Origin of the sequence: Pseudomonas yamanorum (assembly GCF_013386765.1) — a bacterium.
GTDB lineage: Bacteria > Pseudomonadota > Gammaproteobacteria > Pseudomonadales > Pseudomonadaceae > Aquipseudomonas > Aquipseudomonas yamanorum_A.
This window is the reverse complement of record NZ_JACARE010000017.1, coordinates 233,253-249,508: the sequence shown is the minus strand read 5'-3', so window position 1 is coordinate 249,508 and position 16,256 is coordinate 233,253. Positions and strand designations below refer to the sequence as shown.

The window sequence follows — 16,256 nt, the reverse complement described above, 5'->3', positions numbered from 1 at the left end:
TTGTAAGCCTGTGGCGGGCACGGACCCGCCACAGGGTGCAGCCGTTACGAACCGATGTAGCTGGTTTTCACCACGGTGTAGAACTCTTGCGCATAGCGACCTTGCTCACGCGAACCGTAGGATGAACCCTTACGGCCACCGAATGGAACGTGGTAATCCACACCGGCAGTCGGCAGATTGACCATCACCATCCCGGCCTGGGAATGACGCTTGAAGTGGTTGGCGTACTTCAGCGACGTGGTGGCAATACCCGCCGACAGACCGAACTCGGTGTCGTTGGCCATCGCCAGCGCCGCCTCGTAATCCGCCACGCGCACTACGTTGGCCACCGGGCCGAAGATTTCTTCACGGCTGATGCGCATCGCGGCTTCGCTGTCGGCAAACAGCGTCGGCGCGAGGAAGTAGCCTTCGGTGTCGCAGGTCACCAGTTCACCACCGCTGACCAACCGGGCACCTTCGCTCTGGCCGATGTCGATGTACTTCAAGTCCTGGTCCAGCTGCGCCTGGGAAACCACCGGGCCGATGTCGGTGCCGGTTTTCAGGGCGTGGCCGACCTTGATCGACTTCATCCGCTCGGCCATGGCCGCGACGAACTGGTCGTGAATCCCGGCGGTCACGATAAAGCGGCTGGAAGCGGTGCAACGCTGGCCGGTGGAGTAAAACGCGCTTTGCACCGAGAGCTCGACGGCTTGCTTGAGGTCGGCGTCGTCGAGAATGATCTGCGGGTTCTTGCCGCCCATTTCCAACTGCACCTTGGCCTGGCGCGACACGCAGTTGACCGCGATCTGACGACCCACACCCACCGAGCCGGTAAAGCTGATGCCGTCGACTTTCGGGCTGTTGACCATGGCATCACCGACCACACGGCCGCTGCCCATCACCAGGTTGAACACACCGGCGGGGAAGCCGGCGCGGGAGATGATTTCGGCCAGGGCCCAGGCGCAACCCGGGACCAGTTCGGCCGGCTTGAGTACCACGCAGTTGCCGTAGGCCAGGGCCGGGGCGATTTTCCAGGCAGGAATGGCAATCGGGAAGTTCCACGGCGTGATCAGGCCAACCACGCCCAAGGCTTCGCGGGTCACTTCGACATTGACGCCCGGGCGCACCGACGGCAGGTAGTCGCCGGACAGGCGCAGGCATTCACCGGCGAAGAATTTGAAAATGTTGCCGGCGCGGGTCACTTCGCCGATGGCTTCGGGCAGGGTCTTGCCCTCTTCCCGGGCCAGCAGGGTGCCGAGCTCTTCGCGGCGGGCGAGGATTTCGGTGCCGACTTTATCCAGGGCGTCATGACGGGCCTGGATGCCGGACGTGGACCACGCCGGGAATGCAGCCCGCGCAGCGTCAATGGCGGCGTGGACTTGGGCAAGATCCGCCTTGGCGTATTCGCCAATGACATCAGACAACTCCGACGGATTGAGGTTGGCCGAATAGTCGGCGCCGGCAACCCATTGGCCACCGATGTAGTTTTCAAAACGCTTGGCTTGGGACACGAATGCTCTCCTGACGCAAAAAGCCGCTGATTACTCAGCGGCCTTGGTGATGGGTTATTGCGCGCCTTGCTTGTCGATCAGCGCGGCCAGGGCTTCGTATTCTTCCGGCAGCAGATCGGTCAGCGGCGTACGCACGGGGCCTGCGTCATAACCGACGATTTTCGCCCCGGCCTTGACGATGCTCACGGCGTAACCGGCCTTGCGGTTACGGATATCGAGGTACGGCAGGAAGAAGTCGTCGATGATCTTGCCGACGGTGGCGTGATCTTCCCGGGCAATGGCGTGGTAGAAATCCATCGCGGTTTTTGGAATGAAGTTGAACACCGCCGAGGAGTACACGGGCACGCCCAGGGCCTTGTAGGCCGCGGCGTAAACCTCTGCAGTCGGCAAGCCGCCCAGGTAGCTGAAACGGTCACCGAGGCGACGGCGGATCGACACCATCAATTCAATGTCACCCAGGCCGTCCTTGTAGCCGATCAGGTTCGGGCAGCGCTCGGCCAGGCGTTCCAGCAGCGGCGCGGTCAGGCGGCAGACGTTGCGGTTGTAGACCACTACACCGATCTTGACCGACTTGCACACCGCTTCAACGTGGGCGGCAACCCCGTCCTGGCTGGCTTCGGTCAGGTAGTGCGGCAGCAGCAGCAGGCCTTTGGCGCCAAGACGCTCGGCTTCCTGGGCGTACTCGATGGCCTGGCGGGTGGCACCGCCGACACCGGCAAGAATCGGCACGCTGGTGGCGCAGGTATCAACCGCGGTTTTCACCACTTGCGAATATTCGCTGGCCGCCAGGGAGAAAAACTCACCGGTGCCGCCAGCGGCGAACAAGGCCGTGGCGCCATAAGGGGCCAGCCATTCCAGACGCTTGATGTAGCCCGCCTGGTGGAAATCACCCTGGGCATTGAAATCGGTCACCGGGAAAGACAGCAGACCGTGAGAGAGGATGGACTTCAGTTCTTGTGGATTCATTATTCGAACACCCTGGGCGAAGACTTTCTGTTGTGAGATTGCGGATGGTTATCTTGATGTCGTACGTCATCGTACAACTATAAAAATATTCGTCAACTGCAATTCATCGACCTTCTACCGGTTCGGGATTTGTATACGCCTCCCTTGACGTAGGAAATTTCTCCTCTATGCTCGATTTAACTGTATATACGTACAGTTATTACGGAAGATTCCTACGACATAGCAAGGAGCTAACATGTCAGGTCTTGAACTCGCCACACCTGTAAAAAAGCCACCCACCCTGCGTTTTGAAGGGGGCGAACACACCGCCATCGGCGACGACACCCTGTTGCGCTTCGTCAAGGACGCCCCAGCGATTCCTGCGCGCCAGGTTGAATTGCACCTGCCCAACGGCCTGGCCCTGAGCTATGGCCAGATCATCGCCCTGGGCGGCGATTTCTACGGAATTCCCGGGCGCCCCATCAACGAAGGTGCATCGCCCGCTGATCGCGTGCAGCGCTTTACCGACGCCTTCAACTCGCTGGCGGTACTCCCGGCATCACGGGAGGAAGCAGGCAAGATCCTGGCGGTGATGCAAAAGGAGATCAACGCGGTCAACCAGGCGATCAAGGACGGCAAGCAGCCCCATGAAGCCTATGACGCGCTGGGTGACACACTGTCCGAAGAGTGGAACCGCATCACCGGAGGCGGCAGTGCCGTGTCGGCGCTGATTCCGCTGGGGCGCTATCTGAAACTGGCGGCAGACAACGCCGATCACTTCGGCGAATGGGCGTTGGCAGCCTATCTGGCGGGCCATACTGCGGCGTTGCAACAAGCGGTGGTGGCCCATCAGACCGGCACCGACCAGGCGCTGGAACTGGCCTACGCCATGAACGGTTTCGCTGATCACTTTTTGACCGATCTGTTTTCCGCCGGCCACCTGCGGGTACCGCGCAAGCAATTGGCGGCAGTGGTGACACCGGGTGAACTGGGCTCGCTGATCAGCCGCTTCATGCACGACGAAGACAGCAAGTTCGGGCTCAATGTGCGCAACGCCTTGGGCGAACAGTGGCACGCCTACGGTGATAAACGTTATTTCGACAGCAACGATGCGGCCAACCGGGCCATGGTCAAACGTGCCGTGCAGGCCTCGGCCGACGAAATCTTCGAAACGTTTGTCAGCGGCGTGGCGCCCTCGCCGGCCAACTTCAAGGCGCCGTTGTATGTGCCGGACCTGAATGCCGCGCAAAACCCGGCGAACAACTTTTCACCGCTGTTCAAAGCTGAAGGCGACAAGGTGCTGCGGCGCAAGGACGTCAACAACCTGAACGACAAGCAGTGGACCAATGACTGGTGGGGCTGGAGTACGTACCTGCTGCTCAAGGACTACAAGCCGAATCAGCCGGCCTGAACGACATGAGTTAAGCCTTGTGCATTAACCTGTGGCGAGGGAGCTTGCTCCCGTTGGGCTGCGAAGCAGCCCCAGCGAGAACACGGGGTTCTTTCAGACAGAACTCGGGGGAATGGTTTTGGGGCCGCTGCGCGGCCCAACGGGAGCAAGCTCCCTCGCCACAATGAGCTTCCAAGCCTTCCAGGCTGGAATTAACCGCGCTGCGCTTCAGCCTCTTCATGAGCATGGCGCAGCCGCTCACGGCTGTTGGTCAGGTGCAAACGCATGGCCGCCCGCGCCGCATCCGAGTCCTGGCGAGCGATCGCCTCATAGATCTCTTCGTGTTCGCGGCTCAGGCGGCTCATGTAGTGCTGCTGGTCATCATGGGCCAGGCGCGCCGAGTTCAACCGTGTGCGCGGAATAATGCTGGTGCCCAGGTGGGTCATGATGTCGGTGAAGTAGCGGTTGCCGGTGGACAGGGCAATCTGCAGATGGAACTGGAAGTCCGACGCCACCGCATCACCAGCGCGGGCCGCGCTTTCGTTCAGGGCATCGAGGGCTGCGCGCATGCCTGCCAATTGCTCTTCGCTGCGACGCTGGGCAGCAAGGCCGGCAGACTCCACTTCCAGGCTGATCCGCAGTTCGAGGATCGCCAGAACATCACGCAGCGTAACAACAGTGGCCGGGTCGATCCGGAAGCCGCTGGGACTCGGCGTATCCAGCACAAAGGTGCCGATGCCATGGCGGGTTTCCACCTGCCCCGCCGCCTGCAATCGCGAGATGGCTTCACGCACCACGGTGCGGCTGACCCCATGGGCATCCATGATCGCCGACTCGGTGGGCAGTTTGTCGCCACGTTTGAGTTGGCCGTCGCGGATCTGCTCGGACAACACCGTGACCAATTCCTGGGCAAGGCTGCGGCGCTTGCGGGGATGACGAGGGGCGGCGCTGGCGTTTTCCATGATGAATCATCTATCTCGGCGATCAGAAGTACGCATGATAGCCCATGGCGGTTGTACGATCACCGTTGCGTCATGACTTTCATCTATAACCGCCGGGGTTTTCACCAGGCAAAAAAATGCCCCGGCATTGCCGAGGCATTTTCAACACTGGCCCGAGGGCTGGCGTCTTGTTACTTCACCACTTTCAGACTCGGCCGACCGCTTGGGCGCGGTGGCTCGGAATCCGGCGGCGGTACATCATCTTCGCCTTCGAGCTCGATCGCTTCGTCATCCTCAAGGGACGACTCCAGATCAAACACCATGCCCTGGCCATTTTCCCGAGCGTAAATCCCGAGGATGGCGCCGATGGGCACGAACAGCGTATGCGGCACACCGCCGAAACGCCCTTCGAAGCTGACCGCCTCATTGTCCATGTGCAGGTGACGCACAGCACTGGGTGAAACGTTCAGGACGATTTGTCCGTCACTGGCAAAACCTTGCGGTACCTGAACCGCGGGAAACTCGGAATTGACCAGCATGTGCGGGGTGCAATCGTTGTCCACTATCCACTCATAGAGCGCGCGGACCAGGTAAGGTCGACTGGAGTTCATCAACGGCTCCTTAAGCCTTAGCGCATATCGCGTTCGACGCCAGACAGACTCGCCTGGAAAGCCTCACGCGCAAACTGGCGCTCCATGTAGTCAAGCAGCGGCTTGGCAGGCCGCGGCAGTTCTATGCCCAAAATCGGCAAGCGCCAGAGTATGGGTAATAGGCAGCAATCCACCAGACTTTGTTCCTCGCTGAGGAAAAAAGGTTTGTCGGCAAACAACGGCGAAACACCGGTCAGGCTCTCGCGCAATTCCTTGCGTGCCTGAACCCGGGCCGCTTCTTTACTGCGTGAATCCAGAATCAGGTCCACCAAGCCACACCAGTCACGCTGGATCCGGTGGATCAGCAGGCGGCTGTTGGCACGCGCCACCGGATACACCGGCAACAACGGCGGATGGGGATAACGCTCATCCAGGTATTCCATCACCACGGTTGACTCCCACAACGCCAGGTCACGATCGACCAGGGTGGGCAAGCTGCCGTAAGGGTTCACTTCGATCAGTTTCGGTGGGTGACGACCCGCCTCCACAGTAATGATCTCTGCGCTGACACCCTTCTCTGCGAGCACGATGCGTACTCGGTGGGAATAGTGGTCGGCGGGGTCGGAGTAACAGGCCAACCGATTGGTCACGCCCATGGCGGTCCTCCTCGCTTGTTGAAATTATCGGAAGCTCAAAAACGAGCGCGCCCAGTGAGCATCTCCGTGACGCCTGGATAAACCAGACTTACCTTCAGAGATGCCGCTGGGCGCGCAAGATTAACAGCAATTACTTACGGTTGGATCAATGCACATCCTTCCAGTATTCGCGTTTCAGCAGATAGGCGAACACGAAGAAGAAGGCCAGGTACAGCAACACATAGGTACCAATGCGCTGATGCTGCAGCTTCACTGGGTTGGCCGAGTAGGCCAGGAAGGTCACCAGATTCTTGACCTTCTCGTCGAACTGCTCTTCGTTCAGCGCGCCGGTCTTCGGCACTATGGTCAGCTGATCGCACGCTTCATGAGTCAAAGGCGTACCGGTGAGCGGATCATACTGCTTCTTGCCGTCTTCGACGATTTGTACTTGCTTGCATCCTACCACTTGGCGGCCTTGCAGGCCGACCAGAACGTTAGGCATACCGACGTTCGGGAACACTTTATTGTTCACGCCGTAGGGACGCGTCGGGTCTTCGTAGAAGGATTTCAGGTAGCCGTAGAGCCAATCGGTGCCACGCACACGGGCCACCAGGGTCAGGTCGGGCGGTGCAGCCCCGAACCAGGTCTTGGCGTCGGCAGGTTGCATGCCGATGGTCATGTGGTCGCCGATCTTCGCACCGGTAAACACCGAGTGGCTGAGCATCACGTCATGGGGAATGCCCAGGTCATCGGCTACGCGCTCGTAACGCTGGAACTTGGCGCTGTGGCAGCCCATGCAGTAGTTGGTGAACGTACGCAGCCCGTCCTGCATCGCAGCCTTGTCCGACACATCGATGTCGACTTTTTCCAGCTCTGGGCCGTGTTCAGCGGCGAAAGACAGCAGCGGCAGGGCCGCAAGAATGAATGCAACGAATAATTTTTTCATCAGCCAGTCACCCTTTCCGGTACCGGTTTGGTCTTCTCGAGCCGGGTGTAGAACGGCATCAGAATGAAGTAGGCGAAGTACAGGAAGGTGCAGACCTGCGACAACAACGTACGCTCCGGGGTCGGCGCCAAAACGCCCAACACGCCCAGGATCACGAACGCAATGCAGAACACCCACAGCCAGATCTTGCTCAGCCAGCCCTTGTAGCGCATGGACTTGACCGGGCTACGGTCGAGCCAGGGCAGCACGAACAGCACCGCAATCGCCGCGCCCATGGCGATAACGCCCATGAGTTTGTCGGGAATCGCCCGCAAGATTGCGTAGAACGGAGTGAAGTACCAGACCGGGGCAATGTGTTCCGGGGTCTTGAAAGCGTTCGCCTGTTCGAAGTTGGGTTTCTCGAGGAAATAACCGCCCATCTCCGGGAAAAAGAACACGATCGAGCAGAAGATGAACAGGAACACCACCACGCCGACAATGTCTTTCACCGTGTAATACGGGTGGAAAGGAATGCCGTCCAGCGGTACACCGTTTTCGTCCTTGTGCTTCTTGATGTCCACGCCGTCGGGGTTGTTCGAACCCACTTCGTGCAATGCCAGGATGTGCAGCACCACCAGGCCCAGGATCACGATCGGCAAGGCCACCACGTGCAAGGCAAAGAAGCGGTTCAGGGTGATCCCGGAAATCAGGTAGTCACCACGAATCCACTGGGTCAGGTCGTTGCCGATGACCGGGATCGCGCCGAACAGCGAGATGATCACCTGGGCGCCCCAGTAGGACATCTGGCCCCACGGCAGCAGGTAACCCATGAAGGCCTCGGCCATCAGCGCCAGGTAGATCAGCATGCCGAACACCCACACCAGCTCGCGGGGCTTCTGGTACGAACCGTAGAGCAAGCCACGGAACATGTGCATGTAGACCACGATGAAGAACGCCGAGGCGCCGGTGGAGTGCAGCAGACGCAGGATCGAGCCGTACTCGACGTCGCGCATGATGTATTCGACGGAGGCAAAGGCTTCTTCGGCCGACGGGGTGTAGCTCATAGTCAGCCAGACACCGGTAACGATCTGGTTGACCAGTACCAGAAGTGCCAGGGAGCCAAAGAAATAGAAGAAGTTGAAATTCTTCGGTGCGTAGTACTTGCTGAGGTGGTCTTCCCACATTTTGGTCGCGGGGAAGCGCGCATCCACCCAATCCATGAACTTGCTCATCAGGCTTTCTCCCCCTCGTCGACGCCAATGACAATGACACTGTCAGTCTCGTAGTGATGTGGCGGAACTGGCAGGTTCAGTGGTGCGGGTTGTGACTTGTAGACGCGGCCAGCGAGGTCGTAGTGAGAACCGTGGCACGGGCAGAAATAGCCCCCGACCCAGTCCTTGCCCAGGTCCGCGGGGGCCACTTCCGGGCGGAAGGTGGGAGAGCAACCCAGGTGGGTGCAGATACCGATCAGCAGCAGAATCTCCGGCTTGATCGAGCGAATTTCCTTATCGACGTAAGCGGGTTGGTCGGAATTCTTCGAGTCGGGGTCAGACAGCTGGCCCTCGATCTTCTTCAGATTTCCCAGGATTTCCTCGGTACGACGAACGATGAACACTGGCTGACCGCGCCACTCAGCAATCATTTGCTGGCCTGGATCGATCTTGCTGACATTCACCTTCACCGGTGCACCTGCGGCTTTCGCCTTGGCACTGGGAAACCATGACCCCACGAACGGGACCGCAGCCCCCACCGCTCCTGCAGCACCCACCACGGATGTGGCTGCTACCAAGAAGCGACGCCGGCCTGCATTCACGCCGTCATTGCTCATTCAGTCCTCTCCCATCAGCTTTGTGGCCTGTTAAATCAGGCGTCTACTAAGTGTTAAATCTGAACTTATAAAAATTTTGCCGAATGGTAATGAAAAGCCCCACGTCTGACAAGGTAATTACCCCCGGCACCAGCTCCAAGCCTTTGAGTATAGGGGCTCTACGGATGTGGCAAGTTGTCACAGAGATTTTTTTACATAAATAGCAGGCAATAAAAAACGCCCAGCTCCGTGAGGAGGCTGGGCGTTTTCTGGAACGTAAAAGCGAATTAACGCTTCGAGTACTGCGGACGCTTACGCGCTTTACGCAGACCAACTTTCTTACGTTCAACTTCACGAGCATCGCGAGTAACGAAGCCAGCTTTGCGCAGAGCGCCACGCAGGGTTTCGTCGTACTGCATCAGAGCGCGAGTGATACCGTGGCGGATTGCGCCAGCTTGACCACTTACACCGCCACCGATAACGGTGACGTAGATGTCGAACTTTTCAACGGTCTCGGTCAATTCCAGCGGCTGACGAACTACCATGCGGGCAGTTTCGCGACCGAAGAAATTTTCCAGAGTGCGGTTGTTGATCGAGATGTTACCAGTACCCGGACGCAGGAAAACGCGAGCGGTAGCGGTTTTGCGACGGCCAGTGCCGTAATTTTGAGTCGCCGACATAATGAACTATTCCGTTAAAACTTCAGTTCTTGGGGCTGCTGAGCAGCATGAGGGTGAGCAGCGCCCGCATAGACTTTCAGCTTGCGATACATGTCGCGACCCAGTGGGCCCTTCGGCAGCATACCTTTGACCGCGATTTCAATCGGGGCTTCAGGCTTTTTGGAGATCAGGCCTTCGAAGTTCGAAGACTTGATACCGCCTGGGAAACCGGAGTGACGGTAGTACATTTTGTCTTGCGCTTTGTTGCCGGTAACACGTACCTGCTCGGCGTTGATGATGACAATGTAGTCACCGGTATCAACGTGAGGGGTGTACTCAGGCTTGTGCTTGCCACGCAGACGGCTGGCGACTTCAGTGGCCAGACGACCCAGGGTCTGACCAGCGGCGTCGACGACAAACCAGTCGCGCTGAACTGTTTCTGGTTTTGCAGTAAAAGTTGTCATTCTTTAATAGCCTCAGGGGCCGCCCTGTAAATTAGACGGCGGATCTTACTGAATAGTGCGTACTTTGACAAGTCAAAGGCAGCCGGATACAGACGCTATCGGGGGCTCGGGTCGGCGCGTCCGTTCAACGGCAAGATTCTTCGGCAGGCGGCGCATCACTTCCACTGCAGAAAGAGGTGGGCAATTATGCAGATTGCCAAAAAAATTTCAACCTGCTTTTATGATTGTTTTCCTCGAAGGAGTACCCGATGGACTATCGACAGCTGGGCCGAACCGATCTGAACGTGAGCGCGATAGCCTTGGGCACCATGACCTGGGGCGAGCAGAACAGCGAGGCAGAGGCCTTCGCACAGATCGAACGGGCCAAGGCCGCGGGCATCAACTTCATCGACACCGCAGAAATGTACCCGGTGCCGCCCAAGGCAGATACCTACGCCACCACCGAGCGCTATATCGGTAATTACTTCAAAAGCCGCGGCGACCGTGCCGACTGGATCCTCGCCAGCAAGATCGCCGGCCCCGGCAACACCATCGACTACATCCGCGACGGCAGCCTCAAGCACAACCGCAAGCACATCACAGAAGCCCTGGACGCGAGCCTGAAACGCCTGCAAACCGACTGGATCGACCTCTACCAACTGCACTGGCCCGAGCGCAGCACCAACTTTTTCGGCCAACTGGGCTACAAGCACAAAGCTGAAGAGGACCTGACGCCGCTGGAGGAAACCCTCGAAGCCCTGGATGAACAGGTCAAGGCCGGCAAGATCCGCCACATCGGCCTGTCCAACGAAACGCCGTGGGGCACCATGAAGTTCCTGGCCCTGGCCGAAGCCCGCGGCTGGACCCGCGCGGTGTCGATCCAGAACCCCTACAACCTGCTCAACCGCAGCTTTGAAGTGGGCCTGGCGGAAATCGCGATTCGTGAACAGTGTGGGTTGCTGGCTTATTCACCGCTGGCGTTCGGCATGCTCAGCGGCAAATACGAAGGTGGCGCACGCCCGGCCAAGGGCCGCCTGAGCCTCTACAGCCGCTTCAGCCGCTACTTCAATGCGCAATCGGAAGCAGCGTGCAGCCGTTATGTGGCATTGGCCCGTGAGCACGGCCTGGACCCGGCGCAGATGGCATTGGCATTTGTGACCCAGCAACCGTTCGTGACCAGCAACATCATTGGCGCCACTACCCTGGAGCAACTGGACAGCAACATTGCCAGTGCCGACCTGAAACTGTCGGATGAAGTGTTGGCGGGGATTGAGGCGATCCAGAAGGATCATCCGAATCCTGCGCCGTGATTGACCTTTAGATAGCTATCGCAGGCAAGCCAGCTCCCACAGGAAAATGCATTCCAACTGTGGGAGCCGGGCTTGCCCGCGATAGCATCATCAGCCACGCCGAAGATTCAAAGTGCCCGCGCAATAATCTCCTTCATGATCTCGTTGGTCCCCGCATAAATCCGCTGCACCCGCGCATCCGCCCACGCCCGCGCGATCGGGTATTCCCACATGAAGCCGTAGCCTCCGTGCAACTGCACGCACTCATCCAGCACCTTGCACTGCAGGTCCGTGGCCCAGTACTTGGCCATCGCCGCCGTTGGCACATCCAGCTTGCCTTCCAGATGCAGCTCCATGCATTTGTCGACAAACACCCGGCCAATCTGGGTTTCCGTAGCAATCTCCGCCAACTTGAAACGGGTGTTCTGGAAATCAATGATCGCCTTGCCGAACGCCTTGCGGTCGCGGGTGTACTCCAGCGTCCACTGCAACGCCGCCTCGGCTGACGACAACGCACCAATCGCCACCGTCAGGCGCTCCTGGGGCAACTCCTGCATCAGATAGGCAAAGCCCATCCCCGCCTGGCCCAGCAGGTTTTCCTTGGGTACGCGCACATCCTGGAAGAACAGCTCCGACGTATCCTGGGCCTTCATTCCGACCTTCTCCAGGCGCTTGCCCTTGTCGAATCCCGGCGTGTTGGCTTCCACCAGGAACAGGCTGGTGCCTTTGGCGCCGGCCTTGGGATCGGTCTTGGCGACAACGATCACCAGGTCCGCCAGAAAGCCATTAGTGATGAAGGTCTTGGAGCCGTTGATCACGTATTCATCACCGTCCAGCACCGCTGTGGTCTTGACCCCTTGCAGGTCCGACCCGGCACCCGGTTCGGTCATGGCGATGGCCGTGACCATCTCCCCGGAGATCAGCTTGGGCAGGTATTTGTGCTTCAGCGCCTCACTGCCGTAATGCAGGATGTAAGGCGCGACGATGTCCGAATGCAGGGAGAAACCAATCCCGGTCAGCCCCAGCCGGCTGATCTCCTCGATCACCACCGCGCTGTAGAGAAAGTCCGCCCCGAGGCCGCCGTACTCCTCCGGCAGGTGCGAGCAGAGCATCCCCGCCTCCCCTGCCTTGTTCCACAGGTTGCGATCAATGTAGCCCTGCTTTTCCCATTGCCCGTGGAACGGCGCCGCGTCTTTTTCGAGGAAGGTGCGCACGCTCTGGCGGAAGAGTTCGTGCTCCGAGCTGAACAAGGTTCTGGGAATCATGGGTCACCTGCGTGAATTGTCGGACAAGACCGGGATCACAGAGCCTAAGCCGCGAAGGCGTCACGGGACACTGGACACATGCGACAAAAAATAAGACGATCCAGCCGTCTGGTGACCACTTTCCCCTATAAGAATAAATGAAATTATGTCTAACCAAATCTCCACGCCCTTGCGGCGCGTCAGCATTTTGGCCATTGATCGGGTATTCGCTTCAACCCTCATGCAAGCCAAGGATTTTTTCCACCTCGCCAGCCTGCGCTACGGCAAACAGCTGGGCCAGGGCCTTACTCCCGCGTTTGAAACCCGCCTGGTCAGCCCCGACGGGCAATCGGTGCGCAGCTTCAGCGATGTGATCATGCCGGTGGACGGCGGCCTTGAAAACGCCGACATCATCGTACTCCCGGCCTTCTGGGACGACTTTGACTCATTGTGCCAACGCTACCCCCAAGTGCTGCCCTGGCTGCGCGAACAACATGCCCGTGGCGCGGTGCTGTGCGGCGAAGCCACCGGGGTGTTCTGGCTTGCCGAAGCTGGCCTGCTGGACGGCAAGGAGGCGACCACCTACTGGCGTTTCTTCAACGCCTTCAGCGAACGCTTCCCCAAAGTGCAACTGAACCAGGACAAGCACCTGACCGACGCCGACAACCTGTACTGCGCCGGCGGCACCACCTCGGCCTGCGACCTCTACATCTACCTGATCGAACGTTTCTGCGGCGCCAACATCGCCCAGGCCGTGGCGCGCGACATCCTCTATGAAGTGCAGCGCAGCTATGCGCCGGGGCGTATCGGGTTTGGCGGCCAGAAGCTGCACCAGGACGTGATTATCCTGCAAATCCAGCACTGGCTCGAAGAGCACTTCGCCGACAAGTTCCGCTTCGAAGACGTGGCCCGGGAACACGGCATGAGCATCCGCAACTTCATGCGCCGCTTCCAGACCGCCACGGGTGACAAGCCGCTGCACTACCTGCAACGCCTGCGCATCGAGACGGCCAAGGGCTTGCTGTCCGGCAGCCGCAAAAGCATCAAGACCATCAGTTACGAAGTGGGTTACGACGACGCGAGCTTCTTTGCGCGGCTGTTCCGGCAGCACACCGAGCTGTCGCCCAACCAGTATCGCCAGCAGTTCCAGCAGGCCGCATAACCAAAGGGTGTACACAGTACAAATGTGGGAGCTGGCTTGCCTGCGATGGCGGCGTGTCAGGCACCAGCTGCATTAGCTGCCAGACCGCTATCGCGGGCAAGCCCGGCTCCCACAGTTGATTTCTGTTGAGCTGGAAATTTTGCATAAAAAAGGCCCGCATCGCTGCGGGCCTTTTTCATTTCGAGCACATCGCTTACGGCTTGTGCGCCCGCGACAGGAACTCGTGGGACTGCATTTCCAGCAAGCGGCTCAAGGTCCGTTGGAATTCAAAGTTCAAGCGACCGCCCGTGTAGAGGTCCTTGAGCTCGACTTCCGCCGAGATGATCAGCTTGACGTTACGGTCGTAGAATTCATCGACCATGTTGATAAAGCGCCGTGCAATGTCGTCGGTGGTGACGCTCATCTGCTCGACACCGCTCAGGATCACCGCATGGAAGATCTTGCCCAGTTCGATGTAGTCGTTCTGGCTGCGAGGGCCGTCGCACAGCTCGCGGAAATCGAACCAGGCCACGTCATCACAAGTGCGCAGCGCAATGATTTCGCGGTTTTCAATGATCAGCTTGTCGTTTTCGATCGCCTGGGTGCATTCCGGCGTCAGCGCACGGAAGCTCTTGCGCAGGCTTTCCTGGGCCACTTCGTTGAGCGGATAGTGGAACAGTTCGGCTTGCTCGAGGTGACGCAGGCGGTAGTCGACGCCGCTGTCGACGTTGACGATGTCGGTGTTCTGCTTGATCAGGGCGATGGCCGGCAGGAAGCGCGCGCGTTGCAGGCCGTCCTTGTACAGGCCGTCGGGCACGATGTTCGACGTGGCGACCAGAGTCACACCGTTCTTGAACAGCTCTTCCATCAGGGTGCCGAGGATCATCGCGTCGGTGATGTCAGACACGAAGAACTCATCGAAACAGATCACCCGGGCCTCTTCCGAGAAGCGCTTGGCGATGATGGTCAGCGGGTTCTTCTCGCCCGGCAGGGTCTTCATCTCTTCGTGCACGCGCTTCATGAAGCGGTGGAAGTGAGTACGGACCTTTTCCTTGAACGGCAGCGCCTCGAAGAAAGTGTCCACCAGGTAAGTCTTGCCCCGGCCAACACCACCCCAGAAATACAGGCCCTTGACCGGCGTGTGGTCTTTCTTGCCAAACAACTTGCTGAACATGCCCGGCTTGTTCTGCGAGGCCTGGACCAGATCGTCGTACAGGCGCTGCAAATGGCGCACCGCAGTTTCCTGGGCAGCGTCATGGAAGAATTCGGGGCGTTTCAGATCAGCTTGATATCGTTCTAGGGGCGTCATAATTCGTTAGCAAGGCAACAAAAACGGGCCGCCACTGTAACGACGGCCCTGAAGAATGGCAATCAACCCTTGGTCGGGTCAATCCTCGATTGGGGTCAACGCAACGCGCAAGGCTTCGATGGCCGCGTCACGCGAGGCGCTGTCGGCGAACGCCGGGCTATCGGCGACGGCAGCACCTTCCAGCCACACGCTGAAGCTCAAGGCTTCACTGCGTACATCCAGCGCCTGACCCGATTGCAGCTGCTTGGTCACAGCGCCAGCGGTTTTGCCGTCGGCAAAGTTGCGCGACAACAGCAATTGCTCGCCTTCGGCCGCCAGCAAACGGAAACGGAAGCTGCCGTCGTCTTCGCGAAAGCTCACAAAACGCGCGGCTTTCGCGGCTTTCTTCTTGGTGGTGGCGGCAACGGCGACCGGGTTGACAAACGAACGCAGGCCCACCGCTTCACGCAACTCGGCCAGGAACGGTGCAGCCACGGCGCGGGCTTTGCGGGCGCCGATCAGCAGCAGGTCTTCCATGTCCGACGGGCGCGACATCAGTTGATGGTAACGCTCGCGCGCTTCACCCAGTTGGCCGTCCAGCAATTGGAACAGACGATTCTTCGCCTCGCCCCAGCCCAGGCCTTGCAGCAGTTCGCCGCGGAATTCTTCTTCCTGGGCCTTGGTCGCGAACGCCTGGTACAGGGTGAACAGGTGCGAGTTGTCCGGGTCCTTCGCTTCGCCCGGCGCGCGGGAGTCGGTGACGATGCGCGAGATCGCGTCCTTCATCTCCTTGGCGCTGGTGAACAGCGGGATGGTGTTGTCGTAGCTCTTGGACATCTTGCGGCCATCCAGGCCCGGCAAGGTAGCGACGCTTTCTTCGATCAACGCCTCGGGCATGGTGAAGAATTCCTTGCCCTTGCCAAACAGGTGGTTGAAGCGCTGGCCGATGTCCCGGGCCATTTCCACGTGCTGGATCTGGTCACGACCGACCGGCACCTTGTGGGCATTGAACATCAGGATGTCCGCCGCCATCAGCACCGGGTAGCTGTACAGGCCCATGGTGATGCCCGCATCCGGGTCTTCGCCGTTTTCCAGGTTCTTGTCCACCGAGGCCTTGTAGGCGTGCGCACGGTTGAGCAGGCCCTTGGCCGCCACGCAGGTCAGCAGCCAGGTCAGCTCGGGGATTTCCGGGATGTCGGACTGGCGATAGAACGTCACCCGGTTCACATCCAGGCCACCGGCCAGCCAGGTCGCAGCGATTTCCATACGCGAGCGCTGGATGCGCTGCGGGTCATCGCACTTGATCAGGGCGTGGTAGTCGGCCAGGAAGTAGAAGGAGTCGGCATTGGCGTCCTGGCTGGCAAGAATCGCCGGGCGAATCGCGCCGGCGTAGTTGCCCAGGTGCGGCGTGCCGGTGGTGGTGATGCCGGTGAGGATGCGGGTACGGGTCGTCATGGGTGATCGCTTGT

At 59.3% G+C, this 16,256-nt stretch carries 16 protein-coding genes; 3 read left to right on the top strand and 13 right to left on the bottom strand.

Annotated features, from left to right (window positions below; all coding sequences use genetic code 11):
* Positions 1 to 44: 44 nt before the first annotated feature.
* Entirely contained in the window at positions 45 to 1,490 is a 1,446-nt protein-coding gene (locus tag HX875_RS12610; RefSeq protein ID WP_177043428.1) for an aldehyde dehydrogenase family protein, read from the bottom strand.
* 54 nt (positions 1,491 to 1,544) lie between these two features.
* A complete protein-coding gene (gene kdgD, locus HX875_RS12605; RefSeq protein WP_003216058.1) occupies positions 1,545 to 2,456 on the bottom strand; it encodes a 5-dehydro-4-deoxyglucarate dehydratase in 912 nt (303 codons plus the stop codon).
* 235 nt (positions 2,457 to 2,691) lie between these two features.
* Here kdgD and HX875_RS12600 point away from each other — a divergent pair, with 235 nt between their 5' ends.
* Positions 2,692 to 3,846, top strand: coding sequence for a phospholipase (locus tag HX875_RS12600; RefSeq protein ID WP_177043427.1), 1,155 nt, complete (start codon positions 2,692 to 2,694; stop codon positions 3,844 to 3,846).
* A gap of 191 nt (positions 3,847 to 4,037) precedes the next feature.
* Here the strand turns inward: HX875_RS12600 and HX875_RS12595 are convergent, their stop codons facing one another.
* From HX875_RS12595 to rplM, 8 genes are all read right to left on the bottom strand, one after another.
* The gene (locus tag HX875_RS12595; protein ID WP_177043426.1) at positions 4,038 to 4,787 is read right to left on the bottom strand and encodes a FadR/GntR family transcriptional regulator; all 750 of its coding nucleotides are present in this window, start codon (positions 4,785 to 4,787) and stop codon (positions 4,038 to 4,040) included.
* A 170-nt stretch (positions 4,788 to 4,957) separates the two neighbouring features.
* Positions 4,958 to 5,377, bottom strand: coding sequence for a ClpXP protease specificity-enhancing factor (locus HX875_RS12590; protein ID WP_003216051.1), 420 nt, complete (start codon positions 5,375 to 5,377; stop codon positions 4,958 to 4,960).
* Positions 5,378 to 5,394: 17 nt separating this feature from the next.
* The gene (locus HX875_RS12585; protein ID WP_010170749.1) at positions 5,395 to 6,012 is read right to left on the bottom strand and encodes a glutathione S-transferase N-terminal domain-containing protein; all 618 of its coding nucleotides are present in this window, start codon (positions 6,010 to 6,012) and stop codon (positions 5,395 to 5,397) included.
* 145 nt (positions 6,013 to 6,157) lie between these two features.
* The gene (locus HX875_RS12580; protein ID WP_010170751.1) at positions 6,158 to 6,937 is read right to left on the bottom strand and encodes a cytochrome c1; all 780 of its coding nucleotides are present in this window, start codon (positions 6,935 to 6,937) and stop codon (positions 6,158 to 6,160) included.
* Entirely contained in the window at positions 6,937 to 8,148 is a 1,212-nt protein-coding gene (locus tag HX875_RS12575; RefSeq protein ID WP_003216042.1) for a cytochrome b, read from the bottom strand. The genes HX875_RS12580 and HX875_RS12575 overlap by 1 nt, the downstream gene beginning before the upstream one ends.
* Positions 8,148 to 8,744, bottom strand: a complete 597-nt coding sequence (gene petA, locus HX875_RS12570; RefSeq protein ID WP_003216040.1) for a ubiquinol-cytochrome c reductase iron-sulfur subunit — start codon at positions 8,742 to 8,744, stop codon at positions 8,148 to 8,150. Before petA ends, HX875_RS12575 begins: the two co-directional genes overlap by 1 nt.
* Before the next feature lie 266 nt (positions 8,745 to 9,010).
* The gene (rpsI, locus tag HX875_RS12565) at positions 9,011 to 9,403 is read right to left on the bottom strand and encodes a 30S ribosomal protein S9 (RefSeq protein WP_003216038.1); all 393 of its coding nucleotides are present in this window, start codon (positions 9,401 to 9,403) and stop codon (positions 9,011 to 9,013) included.
* Positions 9,404 to 9,417: 14 nt separating this feature from the next.
* Positions 9,418 to 9,846, bottom strand: a complete 429-nt coding sequence (rplM, locus tag HX875_RS12560; RefSeq protein WP_003216032.1) for a 50S ribosomal protein L13 — start codon at positions 9,844 to 9,846, stop codon at positions 9,418 to 9,420.
* 248 nt (positions 9,847 to 10,094) lie between these two features.
* Here rplM and HX875_RS12555 point away from each other — a divergent pair, with 248 nt between their 5' ends.
* Positions 10,095 to 11,135, top strand: a complete 1,041-nt coding sequence (locus HX875_RS12555; protein ID WP_177043425.1) for an NADP(H)-dependent aldo-keto reductase — start codon at positions 10,095 to 10,097, stop codon at positions 11,133 to 11,135.
* Positions 11,136 to 11,242: 107 nt separating this feature from the next.
* On the opposite strand, the gene HX875_RS12550 is transcribed toward HX875_RS12555, so the two are convergent.
* Positions 11,243 to 12,379: an acyl-CoA dehydrogenase family protein gene (locus HX875_RS12550; protein ID WP_003216028.1), complete on the bottom strand. Its 1,137-nt coding sequence runs from the start codon at positions 12,377 to 12,379 to the stop codon at positions 11,243 to 11,245.
* 220 nt (positions 12,380 to 12,599) lie between these two features.
* Here HX875_RS12550 and HX875_RS12545 point away from each other — a divergent pair, with 220 nt between their 5' ends.
* Positions 12,600 to 13,520, top strand: coding sequence for a GlxA family transcriptional regulator (locus HX875_RS12545; protein WP_172834601.1), 921 nt, complete (start codon positions 12,600 to 12,602; stop codon positions 13,518 to 13,520).
* A 193-nt stretch (positions 13,521 to 13,713) separates the two neighbouring features.
* Here the strand turns inward: HX875_RS12545 and zapE are convergent, their stop codons facing one another.
* The gene (gene zapE / locus HX875_RS12540; protein ID WP_177043424.1) at positions 13,714 to 14,808 is read right to left on the bottom strand and encodes a cell division protein ZapE; all 1,095 of its coding nucleotides are present in this window, start codon (positions 14,806 to 14,808) and stop codon (positions 13,714 to 13,716) included.
* 78 nt (positions 14,809 to 14,886) lie between these two features.
* A complete protein-coding gene (locus HX875_RS12535) occupies positions 14,887 to 16,242 on the bottom strand; it encodes a tryptophan--tRNA ligase (RefSeq protein WP_177043423.1) in 1,356 nt (451 codons plus the stop codon).
* Positions 16,243 to 16,256 lie beyond the last annotated feature (14 nt).